At 43.0% G+C, this 21,481-nt stretch carries 20 protein-coding genes and 1 tRNA gene; 9 read left to right on the top strand and 12 right to left on the bottom strand.

Going from position 1 to position 21,481, the window contains the following annotated elements:
- Positions 1–9 precede the first annotated feature (9 nt).
- The 8 genes from LZG73_RS00955 to LZG73_RS00990 all read left to right on the top strand — a co-directional run bounded on the left by LZG73_RS00955 (position 10) and on the right by LZG73_RS00990 (position 7,221).
- Positions 10–1,518 (top strand): glutamate synthase subunit beta, encoded by a 1,509-nt coding sequence (locus LZG73_RS00955; RefSeq protein WP_233845623.1) that lies wholly within the window; start codon positions 10–12, stop codon positions 1,516–1,518.
- A 125-nt stretch (positions 1,519–1,643) separates the two neighbouring features.
- Complete coding sequence (locus tag LZG73_RS00960) at positions 1,644–2,267, top strand: polysaccharide deacetylase family protein (protein WP_233845624.1); 624 nt, start codon at positions 1,644–1,646, stop codon at positions 2,265–2,267.
- A gap of 52 nt (positions 2,268–2,319) precedes the next feature.
- Entirely contained in the window at positions 2,320–3,321 is a 1,002-nt protein-coding gene (locus LZG73_RS00965) for a glycosyltransferase (protein WP_233845625.1), read from the top strand.
- Between the two features lie 5 nt (positions 3,322–3,326).
- The gene (locus tag LZG73_RS00970; RefSeq protein WP_233845626.1) at positions 3,327–4,106 is read left to right on the top strand and encodes a TatD family hydrolase; all 780 of its coding nucleotides are present in this window, start codon (positions 3,327–3,329) and stop codon (positions 4,104–4,106) included.
- 9 nt (positions 4,107–4,115) lie between these two features.
- Entirely contained in the window at positions 4,116–5,189 is a 1,074-nt protein-coding gene (locus tag LZG73_RS00975; RefSeq protein WP_233845627.1) for an asparaginase, read from the top strand.
- A 104-nt stretch (positions 5,190–5,293) separates the two neighbouring features.
- Positions 5,294–5,383 (top strand) — tRNA-Ser (locus LZG73_RS00980).
- A 67-nt stretch (positions 5,384–5,450) separates the two neighbouring features.
- Positions 5,451–6,605, top strand: coding sequence for a site-specific integrase (locus tag LZG73_RS00985; protein WP_233845628.1), 1,155 nt, complete (start codon positions 5,451–5,453; stop codon positions 6,603–6,605).
- Between the two features lie 34 nt (positions 6,606–6,639).
- Positions 6,640–7,221, top strand: a complete 582-nt coding sequence (locus LZG73_RS00990) for a hypothetical protein (protein WP_233845629.1) — start codon at positions 6,640–6,642, stop codon at positions 7,219–7,221.
- Between the two features lie 269 nt (positions 7,222–7,490).
- Here the strand turns inward: LZG73_RS00990 and LZG73_RS00995 are convergent, their stop codons facing one another.
- The 9 genes from LZG73_RS00995 to LZG73_RS01035 form a co-directional block, all read right to left on the bottom strand.
- The gene (locus tag LZG73_RS00995; protein WP_233845630.1) at positions 7,491–8,414 is read right to left on the bottom strand and encodes a hypothetical protein; all 924 of its coding nucleotides are present in this window, start codon (positions 8,412–8,414) and stop codon (positions 7,491–7,493) included.
- Positions 8,415–8,620: 206 nt separating this feature from the next.
- The gene (locus LZG73_RS01000; protein ID WP_233845631.1) at positions 8,621–9,331 is read right to left on the bottom strand and encodes an integrase core domain-containing protein; all 711 of its coding nucleotides are present in this window, start codon (positions 9,329–9,331) and stop codon (positions 8,621–8,623) included.
- Positions 9,332–9,514: 183 nt separating this feature from the next.
- Positions 9,515–9,826 carry a transposase gene (locus tag LZG73_RS01005; RefSeq protein ID WP_233845632.1) on the bottom strand — a complete coding sequence of 104 codons (312 nt, stop codon included), beginning with the start codon at positions 9,824–9,826 and terminating at the stop codon, positions 9,515–9,517.
- Positions 9,827–10,163: 337 nt separating this feature from the next.
- Entirely contained in the window at positions 10,164–10,460 is a 297-nt protein-coding gene (locus LZG73_RS01010; protein ID WP_233845633.1) for an MmcQ/YjbR family DNA-binding protein, read from the bottom strand.
- Between the two features lie 49 nt (positions 10,461–10,509).
- Positions 10,510–11,589 carry an alkene reductase gene (locus LZG73_RS01015; RefSeq protein ID WP_233845634.1) on the bottom strand — a complete coding sequence of 360 codons (1,080 nt, stop codon included), beginning with the start codon at positions 11,587–11,589 and terminating at the stop codon, positions 10,510–10,512.
- A 91-nt stretch (positions 11,590–11,680) separates the two neighbouring features.
- Positions 11,681–12,292, bottom strand: a complete 612-nt coding sequence (locus LZG73_RS01020; RefSeq protein ID WP_233845635.1) for an NAD(P)H-binding protein — start codon at positions 12,290–12,292, stop codon at positions 11,681–11,683.
- A 30-nt stretch (positions 12,293–12,322) separates the two neighbouring features.
- Positions 12,323–13,246 (bottom strand): NADP-dependent oxidoreductase, encoded by a 924-nt coding sequence (locus LZG73_RS01025; protein WP_233845636.1) that lies wholly within the window; start codon positions 13,244–13,246, stop codon positions 12,323–12,325.
- 293 nt (positions 13,247–13,539) lie between these two features.
- Positions 13,540–13,734, bottom strand: coding sequence for a hypothetical protein (locus LZG73_RS01030; protein WP_233845637.1), 195 nt, complete (start codon positions 13,732–13,734; stop codon positions 13,540–13,542).
- A gap of 121 nt (positions 13,735–13,855) precedes the next feature.
- Positions 13,856–14,914, bottom strand: a complete 1,059-nt coding sequence (locus LZG73_RS01035; RefSeq protein WP_233845638.1) for a helix-turn-helix transcriptional regulator — start codon at positions 14,912–14,914, stop codon at positions 13,856–13,858.
- 388 nt (positions 14,915–15,302) lie between these two features.
- Between LZG73_RS01035 and LZG73_RS01040 the strand changes: the two genes are divergently transcribed.
- On the top strand, positions 15,303–15,722 hold the full coding sequence (locus LZG73_RS01040) for an SRPBCC domain-containing protein (protein ID WP_233845639.1): 420 nt from the start codon (positions 15,303–15,305) through the stop codon (positions 15,720–15,722).
- A 55-nt stretch (positions 15,723–15,777) separates the two neighbouring features.
- Here LZG73_RS01040 and LZG73_RS01045 read toward each other — a convergent pair whose 3' ends face one another.
- The 3 genes from LZG73_RS01045 to LZG73_RS01055 all read right to left on the bottom strand — a co-directional run bounded on the left by LZG73_RS01045 (position 15,778) and on the right by LZG73_RS01055 (position 20,894).
- The gene (locus tag LZG73_RS01045; RefSeq protein WP_233845640.1) at positions 15,778–16,602 is read right to left on the bottom strand and encodes a hypothetical protein; all 825 of its coding nucleotides are present in this window, start codon (positions 16,600–16,602) and stop codon (positions 15,778–15,780) included.
- A gap of 133 nt (positions 16,603–16,735) precedes the next feature.
- Positions 16,736–17,572 carry a LytTR family DNA-binding domain-containing protein gene (locus tag LZG73_RS25565; protein ID WP_233845641.1) on the bottom strand — a complete coding sequence of 279 codons (837 nt, stop codon included), beginning with the start codon at positions 17,570–17,572 and terminating at the stop codon, positions 16,736–16,738.
- A 172-nt stretch (positions 17,573–17,744) separates the two neighbouring features.
- The gene (locus LZG73_RS01055) at positions 17,745–20,894 is read right to left on the bottom strand and encodes a choice-of-anchor Q domain-containing protein (RefSeq protein ID WP_233845642.1); all 3,150 of its coding nucleotides are present in this window, start codon (positions 20,892–20,894) and stop codon (positions 17,745–17,747) included.
- Positions 20,895–21,481 lie beyond the last annotated feature (587 nt).

The following is a 21,481-nucleotide window of genomic DNA, read 5'->3' on the forward strand; positions in this document are numbered from 1 at the left end:
AATATAAGAATGGGAAAACCAACCGGATTTTTAGAGTTTGAAAGGGAGTTGCCAAAGAAGAGAAGCATTGACGAACGTCTTTCGGATTATCGTGAGATTGAAACAGCCCCCACAGACTCTCATTCCAAACAGCAGGCAGCCCGTTGTATGGACTGCGGAATCCCTTTTTGCCACAATGGTTGTCCGCTAGGCAACATTATTCCCGAGTTCAATGACGCGGTGTATGATGAAAACTGGGCGTTGGCTTACGAAATTTTGTCATCAACCAACAATTTCCCGGAATTCACAGGCCGCATTTGCCCTGCCCCTTGCGAGGCATCTTGCGTATTAGGAATTAATAAGCCGCCTGTGGCGATTGAATACATTGAAAAAGCGATCATTGAAAAAGCTTTTGAACTGAATTTGGTAAAACCAAGAGTTCCGAAATTCCGCACGGGCAGAAAAGTGGCCGTTGTAGGTTCAGGACCTGCGGGAATGGCTGCGGCTTACCAGCTTAACCAGGCCGGACATTCAGTAGTGCTGATGGAACGCGCTGATAAAATCGGTGGACTTGTTCGTTATGGAATTCCTGATTTTAAATTAGAAAAAAGCATTATAGACCGTCGTTTGGCGGTTATGGAAGCAGAAGGTGTTGAATTCCGCACGAATGTGAATGTGGGTGTTACTGTGAAAGCGAATGAGTTGCTGGACGAGTTTGATGCTGTGTTATTGACAATGGGCTCAACAATTCCGAGAGATGTGAAAATTGAAGGCCGTCATTTGAAAGGCGTTCATTTCGCGATGGAATTCCTTAGCCAGCAAAACAAACGCAATGCAGGCATTAGCCCGGAAGTGGACCACCGCGGCGCGCCTTATACGAACGGACAGATCATTGCAAAAGACAAACATGTTGTCGTTATCGGTGGCGGTGACACAGGATCTGACTGTGTAGGAACTTCCGGACGTCACGGCGCAACGTCAATTACGCAAATTGAATTAATGCCAATCCCTCCAAAAGAACGCGATTCCAGCACGCCATGGCCGAACTGGCCGATGATGTTGCGGACTTCGACTTCGCATGAGGAAGGTTGCGACAGACATTGGTCTATCAATACAAAAGAATTTGTAGGCGACGAAAATGGCAATTTGAAAGAATTGAAAATCGTTGACCTCGATTGGCAAAAAGATCCTGAAACGGGCCGTATGCAAATGAAAGAAGTTGCAGGAAGCGAAAGAAACATTCCTTGCGACCTTGCATTTTTGGCAGCCGGATTTTTGCATCCGCAACAAGAAGGACTTTTGAATGACCTGGAAGTAGAATTCGACGAGCGTGGCAACATTAAAACGAACGGTTACCAATCAACCAGTAACGAAAAAGTGTTCGCAGCAGGCGACTGCCGCCGCGGACAATCATTGGTTGTGTGGGCAATCAGCGAAGGTCGTGAAGCAGCGAGATCTGTGGACGAATATCTGATGGGTGAGTCATTCCTGGAAGCCAAAGCGGTTTCAATGTTCAATCCAGCATTTGCGCATGCCTGATAAAGCGAAGATTTTAAAATAATCCGCTCAATGTTATTAGTAAGAAAGCTGCTCCAAAAGGGCAGCTTCTTATTTTTTAACCCTTTATATTTGGGCATCATTCGCGCCCGACATCAATTTTAATAATGTTTTTACACCATTCGCCTTTCTGGCTGAAAGCATTTTTCCCAGGCTTTGTCTGGCACATTCCTACTCGGGAAAAGCAGATTTTCCTGACATTTGACGACGGCCCAATCCCTGACATTACTGAGTCGGTTCTTGAAACACTTGCACGTTACAAGGCCAAAGCCACCTTTTTTTGCATTGGAAATAATGTTGAGAAGCACCCTGAAATTTTCCAAAAACTCATTGATAATCAGCATTCTATCGGCAACCACACATTCAATCACATGAATGGCTGGAAGACGGAAGATGCCTTGTATCTGGACAACATTAAGCAATGTGAAGCAACATTGAATGTGCCTACAAACCTTTTCAGACCACCTTATGGGCGGATTAAAAAGAGTCAGTCTAGGGTTGTGAGGAAGGAGCGCAAGATTATTATGTGGGATGTTTTGAGCGGGGATTTTTCCAAGGAGATCTCGCAGGAAATTTGTCTTGAAAAATCCATTCAATATGCGCGCCCTGGCTCAATTGTTTTGTTCCACGACAGCGTCAAAGCCGCAAAGAACATGCAATATGCGCTTCCCAGGTTCCTGGATCATTTCAGCAATCTCGGATTCGCATTTGAAGCAATGGCTATGAAGTAGGTTAATAACCTTACGATGAACACATTACGACAATTAACATTTGCATTAGTACATGCTTCCAACAAGCAATCGCATTCAAGTAAGCATTCTCGTCGCCGCACGGAACGAAGAGAAAAATATTGAAAGATGCCTGCAATCCCTTCATGAGCTGAATTTTCCCAAAGAAAATATTGAAATAATTGTCGGTGACGACGATTCCGATGATCGGACTAATGAGCTGGTTTCCAAATATATATGTGACAAATCGCAGTTTAAATGCATTAAAATTACCAAGCAGATTGCAGGATTAAAGGGAAAAGCCAATGTGTTGGCGCAACTCGCACACGAAGCGAACGGCGAATATTTCTTTTATTGTGATGCCGATATTGCCGTCCAGCCCATCTGGATCGCGCAAATGCTTGCTCATTTCAGGCCAGAAACGGGTGTCGTGATCGGGTTGACGCGGATGAAGCACATTCATTGGCTGGCGGATATGCTGTCGATGGAATGGCTGTTTGCGTTGACTGCGACGCGTTTTTTCTCATTATTAAAAATTCCGATTACCGGGATGGGCAACAATATGGCGGTTACGCGGGACGCCTATTTCGCCATTGGCGGCTACGAAAAAATCGGATTTTCTATTGTTGAAGATTACGCGCTGTTCATCGGAATAGTAAGGCAAGGATATGATTTTCAAATGGCCTACAAACCCGAAGTGATCAGCATTTCGGAACCTATGAACACCTTTCCCGAATTGCTAAGGCAGCGGAAACGGTGGATGCACGGCGTGATGGAATCCTATTGGCTGACGCGGTTGAGCCTGTTCGTGTCGTCGCTGATTGTGCCGATACTGTTCCTGATCTCGATTTGGTTCCCTATCAATGTATGGTCAAGCATTATCCAATATTACGTGCTCGTGACCGGCATTTCGCTCACGGCTGTTCTCATGCTCAAACAATATGACCTTTGGAAAGCCGCGCTGCTTTTCTGGTTTTACATGGTCAGCATTGGCTTAATTATGCTCGTTAATTATTATTTACCAAACAAAACGATCTGGAAAGGTCGGGAGTACTAATTCAAATGATAGAAACCCACGCACATATATACAGTGACGATTACGCAGAAGACCGCGACGCGATGTTGGAAAGAGCATGGAACGCCGGGATAGAGCAAATATGGATGCCCAATTGCGACCATGCCACAATCCCCGGCATGATGCAACTTGCTGAACGCTTTCCCGGCAAATGCCTGCCCATGATCGGTTTGCATCCGACTTATGTGAAAGAGAATTTTGACGAAGAATTGACCATTATGGAGGATTGGCTGGAAAAAGCCAGTTTCATTGCCATTGGCGAGATCGGGATGGATTTATTTTGGGATAAAACTTTCCAGAAACAGCAGGAAGAAGCGTTTTTGTATCAATGCAAGCTTGCACGAAAACACGATTTATGGATTGATATTCATAGCAGAAGTGCGTTTTGGGAAACGGTGAAATTGATTGAGGAATTCGGCGATTCGCAGTTAAAAGGCATTTTTCATTGCTTTACCGGAACGTTGGATGAAGCAAATAAAGCCATTGAATTAGGTTTCAAACTCGGCATTGGCGGCGTGGCAACTTTTAAAAACGGTGGCCTCGATAAAGTGATTCCTTACGTAGATATCGAACATCTTGTGCTCGAAACAGATGCACCCTATCTCGCGCCCGTCCCCTATCGCGGCAAACGGAATGAAGTTGCTTACATTGATTTAGTTGCCGAACGTGTTGCCGATTTGAAGCAGATTTCGAAGCAAGAAGTCATTGATGCGACGAGCGAAAATGCAAAAAGTTTGCTTCGAAAATCCAGTCAATTCCTTCAATGATCCGTGTAAATGGCTTATAATAAGATCCGTATCAATCCAATTTCCCCAGAACCGACAATTGGCTCGGTGCTCGTGATTTACACCGGTGGCACGCTGGGAATGGTTTATGAAACAAAGGGCAAGCAACTCGTTCCTTTCAATTTCGACCAGATCATCGAGAAAGTTCCGGAGATAAGCAGGCTCAACTTTGACATCACATTTTTGTCACTTTCGGAGCCCATTGATTCGTCGAACATGAATCCGGAAATTTGGATTGAGCTGGCGAACATTATTGCCAATGAATATGCACATTACGATAGTTTTGTGATTCTGCATGGCACAGATACAATGGCCTACACAGCCTCTGCGCTGAGTTTTTTACTTGAAAATCTGAATAAGCCCGTAATCCTGACGGGAGCGCAATTGCCCATTGGCGTAGCACGTTCGGATGCACGCGAGAACGTAATTACTGCATTGGAACTTGCAGCCGCCAAGGACCTGAGCGGACAACCGGTCATCTCCGAAGTGTGCATTTATTTCAATTCCCTGCTCCTCCGCGGCAACCGCAGCAAGAAACGCGAAAGCTCCGATTTCAATGCATTCCATTCCGAAAACTACCCTCCGCTTGCGACAGCGGGCGTCCGCATTGAATATAATTTGCCTTACATTAGTCAGCGCGGAGCAGACCTTCCGTTGCAAGTACAGCAACGTATGGACAGCAGCGTGGCATTCATAAAAATGTTTCCAGGGATCAGTCAGCTGGTCGTTGAATCAATTTTAAGCATCGAAGGTCTGCGCGGCATTGTGCTCGAAACCTATGGCGCGGGCAATGCAACCACTGCTCCATGGTTTCTCAATGCAATAAGCAATGCAATCGAGCGCGACATTGTCATTTACAACGTCTCCCAATGTGACGGCGGCAGAGTTGCACAAGGTCACTACGAAACCAGCCGCTTCCTGAAAAGCGCAGGCGTTGTAAGCGGCTCAGACATCACTGCCGAAGCCGCGATCACAAAAATGATGTATGTTTTTGGCAAAGAAACAAATGTTAGCAGTTGCATTGAACTGCTGGCAACACCCTTACGCGGTGAAATGAGTATTTAAGCGGCCAAAATCGCACATTCGGTCAGACAAATTTGACACTGGCCAATCATTTGATTTGCAAGTAAACCGATAAAAGCTATCTTTGCACCCCATAACCACCAAACAGAGAGGTGTCCGAGTGGTTGAAGGAGCTACCCTGGAAAGGTAGTATGTGGGTAACTGCATCGAGAGTTCGAATCTCTTCCTCTCTGCCAATTGCCGTTTCTGCTTGCAGGAGCGGCTTTTTTGATTATTTCGACAAATAATCTGCCAAATTTCGGAATGCATAAAAGTCACGACACAGAGTTACCTTATAAGTTGGCAGTGCTCAGGGACCGCAACAAGGACCTGAAACAAGTTTGGTATGTCGAGTTCTATGCCTGGGATGAAGTAACCAGCAAACTTGTTCGCAAGCGCACAAGCATTTCAATGAATTTCAGGGATGTAAAAAGCAGGACCGCCGAAGGCAACCGGCTTGTTCGTGCATGCAACGATCTGCTGAAAAAAGGTTACCACTTCAAAAAACAAGCAGCTGATCTGAAACCGGATGCCATTAAAAAGAACGACGATCTGATTAAGGCACTTGAATTCATTCTTTCGGCAACGTCTGTTAGCGTTTCTGCAAAAACAATCATTTCTTATCAGGCCGCTATCAATAAGCTGAAATTGTTTGCTGACAAACGCTCGCTATACATTTCTGAATTCAAATCAGGAGATGCGATTTTGTTTCGGGACTTTATGCTAAACAACCTTAAAAACTCAGCACGGACGGCTAACAATACCACACAATTTTTGCTTTCCATGTTTTCAAAATATCAGGAGCGCACGGGAATAGAAATCAACCCCTTTAAGGTAAAGTCCTTGAAGGAACCGGCCACCATGAAAAATGTTGCATTTACTGATGAAGACAAAGCGACAGTTGAAAAGGAGCTAATGTTGCACCATCCGGAATTGTATTTATTCACCCGCATGATTTACTATGGATTCATCCGGCCAGGGGAAATACTGAAATTACAGTTTGGGCACGTGCGCATGCAGGAAGGCTACGTTTTGGTGCATGGCCTAATGAGCAAAAGTGGCAAAACGGAAACGGCGCAAATCATTCCGGCATTAGCTCACGAATTGCAAACCCGCATGGTATTTATGAAACCTGACTATTATTTATTTTCCGCTGGCATGAAGCCGGGCAAATTTCCACTCAGTAAGCAGGTTCCATTCCGCAGACACGAAAAAGTACTGGAGAAATTGGGATTGATTCAAAAGGGATACACACTTTATTCTTGGAAGCATACCGGCGCCGTAAAGGCTTACAAGGCCGGTGTAGGAATCAAAGAATTGCAGGGACTATTGAGACATTCTTCCATCCAGATCACTGACATTTATTTAAAATCATTAGGATTACGGACTGACCCGAACATTAAAAATTACAATTGGTAACCACATTTAAACATTCTACTCAAATCACTAACTCATGAACAAACTTTTAGCAACATGCCAACGTCCATCCTGCCGGTTCATCTTTGAGGCAACACGTGCCATCCATATAGAAAATTCAACAAATGTCACAATTACAGACTCTTATGCTACTTGCCCTAAATGCGGGTCGTCAGCAAGGGTACAAGACGGAACTTACAACTTTGATGAAAAAGGATTAATTACACTTTTTTCAGCCCCAAGAGTTAGCCCAGGTGTTATTACTCAGTTTAAAGAAGTAGCATTACGAGCAAAAGAGAACCAGTATACACCCGAACAGTTTAGAGAAGAAGTAGTAAAAGTTGATCCTGCCGTCAAAGAACTGTTCGACTCTCCGGTTTTCCAAAGAAATTGGAATCTGGTCAACACTGGATTAATGACTTTCTTTGCATTTGTGGGAATGCTCGTTGCAATATTAACCCTCGTAGAAACTCGTAAACAAAAACCTGAGTCCGCACCTGTTATCAACGTGACAATTAATCAACTTCCATCATTTCGCAAGATTCCATCGTCAGCATTACAAAATCCTTCAATTCAATTGAAATCAGCACAAAAGAAGAACAAGAAGAAAAAGAAGTAGAATCTATCTAATCCATCGCCTCGCTACGACATAGAGGAGAAACGTTGTGAATGTTGATATTAAATATGCCTTCAATGTAATTACTTCACACAAGAACAGAATCAATTCACTTGCTGCACACATGTTTAGCAAAGTAAACTTAAACTCAGAAGCCCTCAAAAATGATCGTACATTATACATGACACAAAGCTCAGTTTTGACCAAATTTTAAGCTTACTTGATAAGTGCTCTCAACAAATATAACCATGTTGGCCAACACAGCAACCTCCCTACCTTTGTCTTTTTTCTCGAACTGCTCGTATCCATGCTTTTTTATTCTCTACTAAACGTTCATCAACTGGATTCACAAATCTGAAATATTTTCTATTTTCCACTACGTTACCACGATCAATACTAAGAGTACCAGACTCTTTCATAATATATGATGGCGAAAGATCTGGCATATAATTGTTATTAGAAAGATTTAAGATTATTTCATATGCTCCAAACGGCCACTTAACTTTGATTGAAATAGTAGAGCGCTCAGTTGATAGCGACATCAAACTATTGTGAAAAGTTTTTTTTTGTGTTCGTAATATGGTTGTGTATGTTTTGCTAGTACCCTCTTCCTTCCTATAAGTGTCAATAATTTTGTCAATTTCCTTCTGTCCGGAGTTAAAATCATTGATGAATTCTGGGCCTTGCACTCTGTCGATGAATCTATCTTCAACTGTGACTTCAACATCCCGGGTTGGATATTGATCAAAATTTCTCAATGAAAATACAAGCTTATATACAGATACCGAGGCAATATCCACTACCTCCATTTCAACGACAGGCGGTTCTTCACTGCCAATTAATGTTCTAAGGGTTTGAATTTGCTGTTCAACGATTCTGGCTTGTGCTTCAATAGTCTGTGTCGACCTATCCAAAATTTCTCTTTGCGTTTGAAGTAGAGAATCTTGTTTAGTGATAGTGACACCTGCTTTCTCCAAAATCTCCACTTGAGTTGTAAATAGGGAGTCTTGCTTTACAATCGTGATCTCCGCTTTTTGGAGCAACGTGGTACTTCTATCCAAGAGATTTTTATACTGCTTAGTTTTTTCCTCTTCATCCTTTATCTCTTTTGTATATTGAATGTACGCGCCGACGATTGATAATATTGATCCACCTAACACAATTGTCAGGCCCCATTCTGCAAGAGTCATTTTCATTGAATATTAAATTTGAAGTAATTTATACAAGATAACGTCATTCTCAAATTCCTTAAAAAAAAGGCGAACCGAAACGGCACGCCCTTTAAAGTAACATTTCTACATCTTTGGCCTACCAACCCGGTAGTATCTTAATTCAGCGCTCGAAAGCGGCTTACGTCAGGATTATAGTTGTTTTCCAGGTCCCGAATCACTGTCTTGACCCCTTATAAGTTGGACACTTCTTCCAAGATGGTTGTGTCACAAACCATCGCTTCGTCCCATTTTTGTTGGGGCGTCACGAAACCGATTGAACGATGGAGGCGACTTTCATTATAATGTTTGATGAAACGCTGGATTGTGTCTTTGGCCTCATAATAGCTAGCAAACTGGTTCCGTTCAATCACTTCACGTTCTAAAATACTGTGAAAGGCTTCGATATAAGAGTTTTCTTCAGGCGTTGCAACATGGGTGAATTGCTGCTTTACATCCGAATTTATTAGAAAATTTCGAACCTTGTGGGCAATGAACTGGCTTCCGTCGTCATTTCGTAAGATTACACCTTGCAGCTGATAAAAATGGTTAACCCGGCGAAGCAAGTTTATTAAATCAAGCTGCCGAATGCTGCCTTGGAAGATCCAATCAATAATTTTACGGGTGTAAACATCCAGAATACTCAGCAAATAGTAATTGCCACGTTCACCATGAACCCAAACATATTTAATATCCCAGCACAAGTATTCTAATGGCTTACTGGCCTCAATACGACGAAATTGAACAAAATCACGCTTTCCACTGGGTCGAATCATTTTGTTCAATAAAAGGCCATTGGCAAGCATAAGCCGGTACACCTTCTTCTTATTGATCAGATATTCTTTTTTCAATTCGTGCGTAGCATACTCATATCCAAACGCGTTAAATTCGGTGTCAATAAGCATTTTTAATGCGAATTACCACATCTTCATTAGGTACCAAAGCGCCATCCAGCTTCATTGTTATCTGACTAGGTTTTGCTCCTGGTTTGCCATCTCGAGCTCTATAATAAGATACACTACGGGGTAAACCTAGCCATTTACACAATTCCTTTCTCGTTGTAGATCGCTGATATTGAGTCATGACAGCTATCTTTTCCTCGGTCCGATAGGAGTTTTTTTTAGAAGTTCACTTTTTACCTCCAGTTCGAGAGCTTGCTTGGCTACTATGCGCTTCAAGCGTTCGTTTTCTTCTTCTAAGATGCGTACTTGCGGGTCAACCCGTGGATAAGAATCTCGAAGGCCATCCTTGCCACTCGCCAAATACTTTTCCTTCCATCTCCTCAAAAGAGAGGGTGACAGGCTATACTTTCTGCTAACCTCGGAAGGTCCGCTCCGAATAGATTCCTGTACGATCGAGTACCGATCTTCGGCACTGAATGTTCGCCGTTGTTTACTCATGATTCCTAAATTAAATGGACTAAACTGTTTTTACAATTTTGTCCAACCGTTTAGGGGGCTAACACAGTAAGTGAAACTTCGCTTTGACCAAAGTTGCTTGTAACCAGAAGTGTCACCGTTAAACCATTTGTCAAGTGCTGATCTTTCCAGCCCGATGATGTGCTCAGCGAGTTTACGTTCCTGCTCTGTTTAATTTTGCTAGTAAGCAGGTTTATCTTTCATTTTCATATTGTTTTATTCAAATGTGAAATTAACGTCCTACTCCATCCCTGTAAATGCTCACGCTGCTTTTTAGTTAGACCGCTTACAACCAGGTCATACGATTTGGTAACGAGTTCTAGAATTTTGGAGTCAGCAACATCCTGGTTGAAATAGACACTGATCCAATGTTTTTGTTCATATGGTAGCCTGGCTTTACGCCTTCATACTGGTCTTGCAGTTGCTGTGATTCCTCCGGGCTGCATTTGATGTCGCAAAAGTCGAATGCTTCAACATTGAAGAAGCAGAACCATTTGTCAAGCACAGAGAATACCAGCAAGTTTTTGTCATAGTCCGCTTTCGCTTTATCAAATGGCATTTTTTCAGTGGCCTGCCCCAACGAGAGGCAACGATTTCTAAAAGTTTTTAAATCCATAGCTTTAAATTTTACGCAAGCATTTGAGTACTCAAAGGAGACTTCAGAATCAATCTTCCAGGAACGGATAATCTGTGTATCCATGCTCGCCTCCACCGTACATGGTAGCTTTGTCAGGTTGGTTCAACTCAGCATCCAATTGAAAACGTCTTGGCAGATCCGGGTTGGCCAGAAACAATGAAGCATAAGAAATTACTTTAGCGATCCCCTTTTCGAGTTCCGCTTCCCCACTTTCTTTATTGAAACCGGCATTTCCGATGACCAGGTGTTTACTTATTTCGCCAAATGTTTCAACAGCATTCTTAGGATTTTTTGGGAAGTTGTCCAAAGGGAACATGCCATTCATCAAATGAATATAGGCCAGGGGCAATTCATTCAAAGCTTCGATCAAAGGTGAGAATTGAGCAACAGGATCACTGTTTACTATATTATTATAATAGACAGTTGGTGATAGCTTAATGCCTACTCTATCACTTCCCAACACATCAACGAGTTCTTGCATCACTTCCAGCACGAAGCGGTTCCTGTTTTCAATATTGCCACCATACGCATCAGTTCGAAGGTTGGCACTTTCTGATAAAAATTGGTTAGGTAAATATCCGAATGCTGCGTGCAGTTCGACGCCGTCAAAACCAGCTTCAATAGCATTTCTGGCTGCCTGGCCATAATCCTTTACGATCTGTCTGATCTCTTGTGTGGTTAATTCCTGAGGCGTTTCGTAATCTTTCATTCCCTGGGAGGTGAAATGCTGCTGCCCTGTTATCCCGATCGCTGATGGTGCCACCGGAAGTTTTCCTTTCCTGTCCACTGAATGCCCAACACGGCCAGTATGCCAAAGCTGTGCATAAATTACGCCTCCCTGGTCATGAACGGATTTTGTCACTTTCTTCCAGGCCTCAATCTGCTGCTCGCTGTAAAGGCCAGGTGTCAAAGGACTACCCTGTGCCTGTTCTGAGATATTTACAGCCTCTGTGATCAGAAGTCCCGCGCTTGCCCGCTGGGTGTAATATAAAGTCGTCAGATCTGACACAACACCCTCGCTGTTAGCACGGCTGCGTGTCATGGGTGCCATAGCAAGCGCGTTTTGCAATGTTTGTTTTCCCAATGTTACCTTTTCTAGTAATTTCATTATCTCTTCAATTATTAAGTTATATCTGTAAATTGTACGTTTGAATCTGGAATATATTCCTAGATCAGCCCACGGTCAAGGCAATATTGTCTCACACTTTCTTCGGCCGTTGGCAGCTCTCCGAACAGATCTTTTTGGCAAGTTGTGATGTATAAATAACTCCGTAAGTTCCTGTTAGGAATGTTGGTAGCACTCCTTTTGTAATTTTCTTGATGATGTAATCCGGTGTCTGGTCAAGGAACGCACCCGGCCTGAGTGCAATGGAAGGCTGCTTTTTTTCTTTTAGATATTTTTCGATCAGATATTTATTATAAAAGTGAGGTACCGATTTGGCTTTATCGGATTCGAGAATAGAGATCAGTATAAAACGGGGGATTCCTGCTGCCTTGGTAGCATCCACCAGATTCTGGTACCCGATCGTATCAATTACCGGACTGTCGCCCTTTGTCCTTTTCGTGTATCCTGCTGCACTTGCCACAATCGCATCGAATCCATATGTTGGTGATATAGCCTCACTCAAAGAAGGGGCATCCATCATATCACCTAAGACAAAGCTTTTGACGCCCATTTCCACAAGTTTACTTCTATCGCTGCTTGCCCTGACCATTGCCGTGACTTCCGTGCCGAGTTTAAGTAGTTCGGCAACGATTTTATTTCCAAGGTATCCGGTCGCACCAGCCACCAGAACTTTCTTTTTATTCATTTTTTTGATTTTTAGATTATAGAATTAATTTTAATCGACCGTAAGAATAACCTTACCATTTACACCACCAGCCGTTAAAAAATCTTGGGCTTTCGCTGCTTCACCAAGCTTAAATACTTTGGAAACCACTGGTTTGAATTTCCCGGCCTTTACCAGCTCCAAGCCATTCTGCAAGGTTTTCACTGAGATGTCTGAGGCTACAAAACCAGCTTTTACCTTGTATTGTTCTGCCAACTGCTGTGATGGGGGTATGACAATACTCAATAGTTTTCCGCCTGGCTTTAACACCTGAAAAAGCTTTTCCTGGGCCTGGCCACCCGCGGTATCGGCCACCAGATCAATATCGTTGACCAAACGGGCCACATCCTGTGATTTATAATCAATAACCTGGTCAGCACCCAGGTTTTTTGCCAGTTCCACACCTTTTCCGGACGCTGTGGCGATTACGTACGCACCGGCGGCTTTGGCCAGTTGCACCATTGCTCCCCCGGCCGCACCAGCCCCACCCTGGATCAATACTTTTCGACCCTTTTCAAGTTGCCCGGCAGTAAAGAGCACTGATTGTGCAGTCCCGATATTGACACCAATTGATGCTGCCTGTTCAAAGGATAGCCCCTCCGGCATAGGCAGCACAAAGTCCTTGTTTACTGTCACATACTCGGAATAACCGTTTGTCTTGGTAAGGGCAACAACCTGATCACCCGCTTTAAACATTGTTACCCCATCCCCAATGGCTACAATTACCCCAGCAGCCTCACCGCCGGGTGTAAAGGGCATTTCAACAGGGCGTGCCTCCTTCATAAACCCCATGCGGATTTTTATGTCTATTGGACTTACACCTGCCGCCTTGACCCGGATCAAGACATCATTTTCACTCTGGATTGATGGGATTGAAACTTCAACCTCTTCGATCACATCTGAACTTCCATAAGTTCTGTATTGGATTGCTTTCATTATTTTAAAGTATTAAGTGGATAATCAGTGTAGCATTGCTGCGAATACGATGTGCAGAATTCAACAGCATTAAGGCGTTCGCTTTTTTGGATACGGTCAACAAAATCAGGATTAGCAAGGAATCCGCGCCAAAAAGCAACTAGGTTCGCCAGTCCCCCTTGTAGCGTTGTCTCCGCCGTTTGCCGGGTTAAGCCATTACAGAATATAATTGTATTGTTTAAATATCGAACGAATTGCCTTATACGTCTTTTCAGGAATTTGCGGGTTGGTTGAAAGATGAATATAGGCGATCCCTAATTTGTCCAGTTCACTGGCCAAGTAGGTATATGTTTTATGCACAATCCTGCGCCAGCACGCTGCGCATAATACTTTGCCATCAGCGCATTAGGCAGGTTGCCGATGGCCCTGCTCCGGGTAATTGGTGCCATCACCAGATGATTTTTCAACTTCAAGAAGCCTTTCTCATAAGGCGTGAATAACTTCTTCATTTAGCTCCTGCTTAGTTACAGAACAAATGTAGAAGTTACCAAATGGGTAAAATACCCAGAAAAGACACAATAATAGTCCTATCCGGCAAGCGGTGTCTTAAATTGAGAACGCAATGAAAACTTATGAAGTATAAGAGAATTTTTTGGGTGTGATGCCATATTGTTTTTCGAACAATCTGCTAAAGTGGCTTAGGTTTGAGAATCCCAGCTCGTAGCCGACCTCAGAAACGGAATGTTTAGCTTGTTTTAACAGAAATGCAGCTTCTTCCATTCTGGCCTTCTGGTAATAGTTATAGACTGAATCTCCAAAAGTTTGCTTAAAGAGCTGTTTAAGTTTTGTTTCGCTCATTGAAGCGATCATTGCCAATTCGCTTAAAACAGGCGGACTGCTAAGATCGCTCAATATTTCATTTCGAATGACCAGGAGCTTTTCCGCATCGTTACTATTGATATTTTTGAAAGTGGTATTTTCCCTGAGCGACAGCTTGCTAAAAAGCAAGTACATCAATTCCTGCACTTTGATTTGTACATAGAAATTATTCAGGGAGTTGTTCATATCGACGGATACAATATTGTTAAGCAGCAGTTGCATTTCAGGATCCAAACTTTCGAAAAAGAGAAAGGATGCGTTTTCGCCTATGATGGTTTTTATTGTACTGTTGGGCTTTTCACTTGATAGAATTGAGCGCAGCCTGTCGGCACCTATCGCAACTACTACATAATGAATAATGCTGTCGGCTGGAAACCGGATTTCAGTACGCAAATCATTGGTAGATAAGAGTATAGCAGATTCACCTTTATGTGCAAACGGGATGTTCTCTTCCCTATTGTATTTCACTTCGAGATCTTCCCAATGATTATAAAAGAAAATTGTACGTACGCTACCGGACTCCGGTGTAGGATTTCGCTTAACAATTAAATCTTCTTTTAGCGTATACCGATGGATCGTTAATTTGAAATCATCTCCAAACCTCACTTTGCGTACATAACCTTCTCCCATCGTCTTTGGAATTTCCAGAAAATTATCTCTGACAGGAGCATTTATTTGTTTTCCAAAAAATGTTATAAAATCAAAACCCGGAGCCGTGGTAAATTCGAAAATCATAGCAAGAAGTAATTGGTTTGAGAGTCTAAGGTCATGTAATTTCCTAAAATTTAAATCACTTTCTTCAATATTCACTTAGTGGATAATCTAGATATTACATATAATCGGATAGCTGACCCCCATGTGTTTTGAATCCACCATCACAAAATCTACCTAGGCTTAACATTGCCAGTCTAACGTATACTACAAGAGATTAACTGTACTATATTGATGCCCTGGCGGCTGCTTCCTCACAAAATACGGGATCCAGCATATTTCACTTTAACCACCGAATAATTTTTCTCTTGGTTCCTATAACTATATGTTATGATTGGTTTGTTGGCAGAGAATCCATTTCGGCAAGAACTTATGCTGCTGGGAAAACTTACCCGCGAGCCTTAGAGAAAGCTTCGAAATTGATTCACCCTCGTTTTGATAGCTCCACTATCAAAATTATTTTACAGTTTAAAATGTGGAGATAAGTATGAGCAATCCATTGGTTAAAGAGTTTACATATAATGTACCGATTGATGAAGTTTGGCAGGCTTTAACAAGTATGGATAAGATGAAGAAATGGTATTTCCCACAACTGCGAGGGTTTGAACCTGTGATGGGATTTAAATTTGAGTTTGATGATGACGATGCTGGATACCAAAAAGAATGGGTTGTGACCAAAGTGGTTGAAGGTAAAACACTGGCTCATAGCTGGGCTTATAAAGGCTATTCAGGAAGCTCAGAGATTATTTTTGATGTGACTACGGATAATATCACAACCAGGTTAAAGATTACCCAAACAGATTTGGAAAGCTTTCCAAATCATCCATACTTCCGAAGAGAGCGGTTTGAATTAGGATGGGATAATCTTCTTGGCAAGAACCTCAAGCAGCTTCTCGAACTAAATTGAATATGATACTGTCACAGAAAATTTCCAATTTACTGTGACGGCCGCTGTGATCCGACTATCTAATCTTCGTGAAAAGTCGTTTAAGATTTTGCTCTGTTGGTCTCAGGTCTGTGTATCTATCAATTATTATCCTGTTCTTGTAGATTACGAAAGTATTAGTGATTTTAGGGTTAATTTGGTTTAAATGCACTTCACTTTCCTGATCACCTAGTGAGGGCACGAAAGTGATTGCCAGGTGCCTGATGCCCTGACTTCTTCCAAGGGCATCTAGTTCCTGATTGCGGTTGGCTGCGGAGTAGTGTTGCGCATTACCGTAAACAAAGTAGACTTTCAGGTTTTCAGCCAACCGACCACTTTCATGTTCAAGAAATTTTAGCCATTTTTTAATTTCAGGCCAGTCAGGGCTATTGCCAACGAAATATAGTATACCGTAATTTTTACCATACTTACACACCGGGCAAGCAGTGCTCCCCTTGTCCGGGCCCCAGGCGTGGAAAGGGGTAAATGAAGGGCTTTCCTCTCCAATAGGAAGGCCGGATTCGTTTCGCTCCCCAAGGTTTGATGGATAATTAGGAACATTTAATCCTAAAACAATGTCGTGCTCGGCAACCTGAATGCCGGACTGCTCTTGCAATCGTAATATGCCACTACCCCCTCGCCTTTCCAATTTCTTTCTCTCGGCAGTGGTCAGTAACGGATCATCGTCAAAAACAAATTCATCAATATAATATTCATTGGCAATGCCTGGCTCTTTTATTGACGTATGAATATGGGCTGGAATGAACTCGTTGGGATATGCACCAGGCTTTATTGTGTAAATGGCCGGGCTTACTTGATGGGTCCCGTAGCGCTTGTCCCTCGCAGCTGGGCACTGTAGCATATGATAGGGCCAGCAAGGCAATATAGACAGAGTACTTCATGTTCATTTTGGTTTTCGCCCAAAAATAGACTGCTCAAAAATAGCGTCATGAAGTACTAGAGTAAGCTGATGGATTTTAAATGTAAGGCGATGACTAGGAAAACAGGTTGCGGAATTCCAGTTTATAATTTCGGCTCATCCTTACAATCTGCCCGTTTTCCAAAATCAAATCGTAATCTCCATTCAGCCGCGATTTGTAAGACAAAACCCTTTTGATGTTTACTATCGAGGATTTGTGAACCCGTAAGAAGCTGGCAGGGTCTAGATTTTGTTCGAGCAATTTTAATGTTTGAGGATATAAATATTTCCCTTTCGCAGTATGAATGCAGCTATATGGACTGGAAGCGGTTATAAGAATAATTTCACTCGTTTCAACCATGATATTATTTGTCCCAATTGTAATGTTAATCCTGGCTAAGCCAGCCTTACTTTCCGGTAATGTTGTTTTAGGCAGCGCGGCTGGAATTGTAAACCGAAGCATGTATATACATCCCGCTAGGTAAATCAACAGGCAAATGTAAAGATACTCGGCCAGGCCATGGTGCAGTACATCTTTGAACTGGAAAACGTGACCTTGCGACAGCGACGAAATTGCATAAACACCAAAGGCAAATAGGAGGAAGTGTAAAGCCGAAGCCGCTAATGTTACACAGATCAATACAAGGAATTTTGGGATCGCAAACTTTACACGGAATGCATTTATGCAGTAATAAATCCCGGCAAACATTGGAGCAAACAAGATCCAGAATGACTCAAAAAGAAAGGATTCTGAAATATGAAAAGCACTTTGACCATAAAAATGATAGCGGATGAAATCCTGCATCATGGCAAGTGTCATGGCCAATGCTGCGGCGATGCTGATCCTTATATTCCGAAGATGCAATGCGCTCAAAATAATGCCAGCCATATTTAACTCAGAAATCTTCTGCACTAATTTAGAACATTTATTACATACGAGACAACTGAGGGCTCAATTGAAGCAAAAGTCGTCGTTTCGATGCCTATGATCTATTAAAAAGCGAACCGTCAAGTATTTCTTAACGGTTCGTATTTTAGGGCATCCGCCTTTCTTTACCAAAGTATCCTTATTACTAACCCATCCGTCATTGTTTAACAAATGTCTCAGCAGTGCCGTCTGCAAATTTCAATATGTACACACCGCCCGGTAGCGAGCTGATATTGAGCCTTTGTTTGTTGCTGCTGATCATTATTGTTTGCAATTTTCGGCCTGAAATATCGTGGAGCGTAGCGCTCGTTTTGAGCATTGCATTACTTGCCAGGAAAGTCACTTCGGAATTTGCAGGATTTGGATAAATAGCTGCAGTGTTTGCTCCGACGTCCACTGAGATAATCTTGCTGTAACTGTAAGTGCTATCAAGATCATTCATTCTCAGTCGGTAATAAGTCATGAGGTTATCTCCGGACTGATCAATGTAGCTGTATTGGTGATTTCCACTTCCGTTTGCATGCACAGTTGCGATTGTTTTAAAGCTTTTGGCATTGCTACTGCGCTGAATCTCGAAATTATCCGTATTGACCTCGCTCGCCGTATTCCATTGCAACAAGTTGCTTCCACTTTCTTTGGTTGCCGCAAAACTGATCAGGTTGAGTGGCAGCGCAGTATCTTTTGTTTTTACAAAAAAACCACTGAAACCAGTTACGTCAAAAGTCACTTCCCAATACTGGCCGTCAGCATTCCATTCTACCTTTCCGTTGGCCTCAGAAGGCTTAAAAGTGGAGATGCTTCCAATATAAGAATTGGGCAGACCGGAACCTGTTGTACTTAAACCCGCCCGTTTCTCAATGCGCAAGTTGGCTTTAAAGTTTTCTGCATCTGCTGAATTTTCAGGCAGCTTCACTGCATTGACCTGGTTATAGTCCGTAAACTCTTGTTGAGTGAAATATAAGGTAACCCTTGCAGTTGCATTCGATGTGTTTTCACCAGGCGTAATTTGATAATGTCGCTTCACGAACTCTGGCGACTGCGTGCTTGCTACCCACGCCTTGGCACTGACTGGTCCGGATACCGGCGCTGCGCCATTCGGGGATATGTATGCTACTAACCGGCAGTCTGTATTAAAAGACGTAAGTACAGCCTCCTTGGTAATCGTCACGGAAGCTTCGTCAAGGTCAGCTGCAAGCTGGCGCATCTCGCCACCAAATTCGTAAGCCCCCATATCTACAATGTGTTCCCGTAATCTTGGTTTGCCATCTTGATCAGTCATGATGGCGGTGAGATTGGGGGTCTGACCGCTCTGAAAGTAGTTAAAGCCTGTATTAACGGCAGGGCTGCAAGGCTGCAACCGATAGTTACCGGCGGCAGCGTCTACGAAAAGAGGGTCAACAGATGGAATTTGTGGTGCACCCGGCTGATTATTTGGATTTGGCTCAATAATACTGTTTTCAATGACAGCAGGGCTACCTCCCTCACCGTCAACTCCGCCTCTGTTGCCGTAGACAATACAGTTACGGATACTGCAACCAGCGTTGTTTCCAATGTATACCCCAGTGCTAATAGCTTGTCGATTGGTCGAATAATTATCTGCAATTGTGCAGTTTATAAGCGTCGAATTCGCAGAACTCGAATTATTTACACCTGACATATAGAAACCATCGCCTATGTTTTTTACGATGCTGCAGTTAATCAGGGTTGGTGAGGAATTACCATTGCTTACACCAGCTGCGGTATTACCTGTTATAACCAGATTGACGAGCATTGGAGAATTTCCAATATTGTAGATACCTATCTGAGCACCCGATACGGTAAATCCGTCAAGGACAGCTGTTGACCTAAGTTCCGTGATATTATAGACTACAAAGGTTCCGGTATTGTTAAGGATACTTTTGTTGGATGCATTAGACAAATCCCGATCAGCGAGGCTTGTTTCTGTTCCAGCAAAGCCACCATAGATTTTGACGCCTCCTTTCATTCGGAAATAATCATTTGCAGGCGGAAGATAGGTGCCCCCGGCAACCCAAACCTGCTCTCCGCTTGCAGCATTATTGATGGCGCTCTGCAAATCTCCAAACGCACAATCCCAGGCTTTTCCACTACCAGTTCCGCCTGCGCGTACAAACCAGACGCCGGGCACGGCTGTACTGTTATTGTTTTCAGACTGATACTCAAAAGCTCCCTGATCCACGGTTCCAGCAAAAAAACGGGGCTGACCGGCCAGATCCCGGGTGACAGCAGATATATCAGGCATTTGACCAGCTGCATAGTAAGTGTTATTTCCCCTATTGATCGCAGGGCTGCAGGGCTGCAACCGAAAATCTCCTCTTTCGGGATCAGTGAAAAGCGGATCGATATTAGGTGTTGATCCTGGTTGGCCTGCGCCTGCCTGGTCAACGATGCTATTTTGGATATCACTGGTGCCGGAGCGGTCGTCTACACCTTGCTGTGATGCCTTGATGATACTGTTGAAAATTTTTGGATAAGAATTCTGCTCATTGTATATGCCGACCGGCTGGTTTGTTCCTGCTACCGTGCAATTAATTATTGCGGGCGAAGTGTTTGAATTGAAAATACCGCCAAACTCTGTTGTGTTATTGACAATGGCACAATTAACGAAGGTTGGTGAAGCGCCATCATTTTTGACACCTGCATCACCTGTATTTCCTGTAATTGTCACGTTGACGAATACGGAGGAATTGTTCGTGTTCACAATACCACCTTCGCCTTCGGAACCACCATTTGAAACGACGACCAGATTGGTAAAGCTTGCCGAAGACTGGAAATTAATGATACCGGCTTTTCTGCCGCCGGTTATGCTAAATCCATCCAGGACAGTGGATGTTGTCAGTCCGCTTGCTGCATTAGCCTTGTAATTATAAATGGTGTAGTCGTGCGTTCCCCCACCAGTTATAACACTTGGGTTTTCACCTGAATTGAGATTCCGTTCACTCAGGGCTGTCTCCGTTCCTGCAAAGCCGCCATAGATTTTTACACCTTCTTTTAATTCTAACCCTTGCGCGAACTGGGAGATTGGGTAGTTTCCGCCCGCAACCCAGATCTGGTCGCCGGGCGAGCTGTTGTAAATAATACCCTGCAAATCGCTACTGGCGCCCTCCCAGGAAAAGCCATCATCTTGAGGAAAACCTCCGAATTCGGTCACATACCAGATATTTCCCTGAGCAAAAACAGCATTCGATACGCTAAACAGGAATAAAAATAAAATTAAAAAAGTCGATACCCGAAGCGAAGAAGCAAATAGAGAAGACTTTACTTTTGAAGAAAATAAACGTTTAATCATGTAGTACTAAAAGTGGAATTTGAGAGATCTGACAAAGAACCACTTTCATTATGACATTACCCAAACGTATATTGTTGATATTGAAGACTTTTAATGTATTTAAATAATCCTTAGGTAAACCTTACCGTGGGTAGGCAATAAAATGTAAAATCTTTAGCAACAGTTAGGTCTCTCAGGTAGCCGCTTGTTTAAAATGCTATTTTTTGATATCTGTCCTGGGATAATGTTCTGGTCATTGTTTGTAATATAAGTTGACCTGCATCACTTTTACCTATATACGTACTCCCGAAGCATAATTGTTCAAATAATAGCTTAGTATGAGTGTCAGCAGTTCGAGTGCGACGGTTACGGCCGGGCTTCCCCAAGGATGGTTGTGGTGTAGTAATGTTTTGATGAAATCAACCAACGGGAAATTCTTAGGCTTTTACCAGAGCATGGAGAAATCCAGGAAATGATGAAGGATATTGAATGCGATCTCCACCTTGTAGAGAAGATGATCTCCTAAAATAATCGATGAGTAAACAGAGAAGCACAAATAACTACCCTTTCAAAAGTGGTGTTAGTTTCAAGCAGCATTACTTTATCGA

Origin of the sequence: Dyadobacter sp. CY326 (assembly GCF_021390515.1) — a bacterium.
Lineage (GTDB): Bacteria > Bacteroidota > Bacteroidia > Cytophagales > Spirosomataceae > Dyadobacter.

Coding starts and splice junctions, on each gene's coding strand:
- LZG73_RS00955 (WP_233845623.1), top strand. CDS start 10: ATGGGAAAACCAACCGGATTTTTAGAGTTTGAAAGGGAGTTGCCAAAG.
- LZG73_RS00960 (WP_233845624.1), top strand. CDS start 1,644: ATGTTTTTACACCATTCGCCTTTCTGGCTGAAAGCATTTTTCCCAGGC.
- LZG73_RS00965 (WP_233845625.1), top strand. CDS start 2,320: ATGCTTCCAACAAGCAATCGCATTCAAGTAAGCATTCTCGTCGCCGCA.
- LZG73_RS00970 (WP_233845626.1), top strand. CDS start 3,327: ATGATAGAAACCCACGCACATATATACAGTGACGATTACGCAGAAGAC.
- LZG73_RS00975 (WP_233845627.1), top strand. CDS start 4,116: ATGGCTTATAATAAGATCCGTATCAATCCAATTTCCCCAGAACCGACA.
- LZG73_RS00985 (WP_233845628.1), top strand. CDS start 5,451: ATGCATAAAAGTCACGACACAGAGTTACCTTATAAGTTGGCAGTGCTC.
- LZG73_RS00990 (WP_233845629.1), top strand. CDS start 6,640: ATGAACAAACTTTTAGCAACATGCCAACGTCCATCCTGCCGGTTCATC.
- LZG73_RS00995 (WP_233845630.1), bottom strand. CDS start 8,414: ATGAAAATGACTCTTGCAGAATGGGGCCTGACAATTGTGTTAGGTGGA.
- LZG73_RS01000 (WP_233845631.1), bottom strand. CDS start 9,331: ATGCTTATTGACACCGAATTTAACGCGTTTGGATATGAGTATGCTACG.
- LZG73_RS01005 (WP_233845632.1), bottom strand. CDS start 9,826: ATGAGTAAACAACGGCGAACATTCAGTGCCGAAGATCGGTACTCGATC.
- LZG73_RS01010 (WP_233845633.1), bottom strand. CDS start 10,460: ATGGATTTAAAAACTTTTAGAAATCGTTGCCTCTCGTTGGGGCAGGCC.
- LZG73_RS01015 (WP_233845634.1), bottom strand. CDS start 11,589: ATGAAATTACTAGAAAAGGTAACATTGGGAAAACAAACATTGCAAAAC.
- LZG73_RS01020 (WP_233845635.1), bottom strand. CDS start 12,292: ATGAATAAAAAGAAAGTTCTGGTGGCTGGTGCGACCGGATACCTTGGA.
- LZG73_RS01025 (WP_233845636.1), bottom strand. CDS start 13,246: ATGAAAGCAATCCAATACAGAACTTATGGAAGTTCAGATGTGATCGAA.
- LZG73_RS01030 (WP_233845637.1), bottom strand. CDS start 13,734: ATGAAGAAGTTATTCACGCCTTATGAGAAAGGCTTCTTGAAGTTGAAA.
- LZG73_RS01040 (WP_233845639.1), top strand. CDS start 15,303: ATGAGCAATCCATTGGTTAAAGAGTTTACATATAATGTACCGATTGAT.
- LZG73_RS01045 (WP_233845640.1), bottom strand. CDS start 16,602: ATGCTACAGTGCCCAGCTGCGAGGGACAAGCGCTACGGGACCCATCAA.
- LZG73_RS01055 (WP_233845642.1), bottom strand. CDS start 20,894: ATGATTAAACGTTTATTTTCTTCAAAAGTAAAGTCTTCTCTATTTGCT.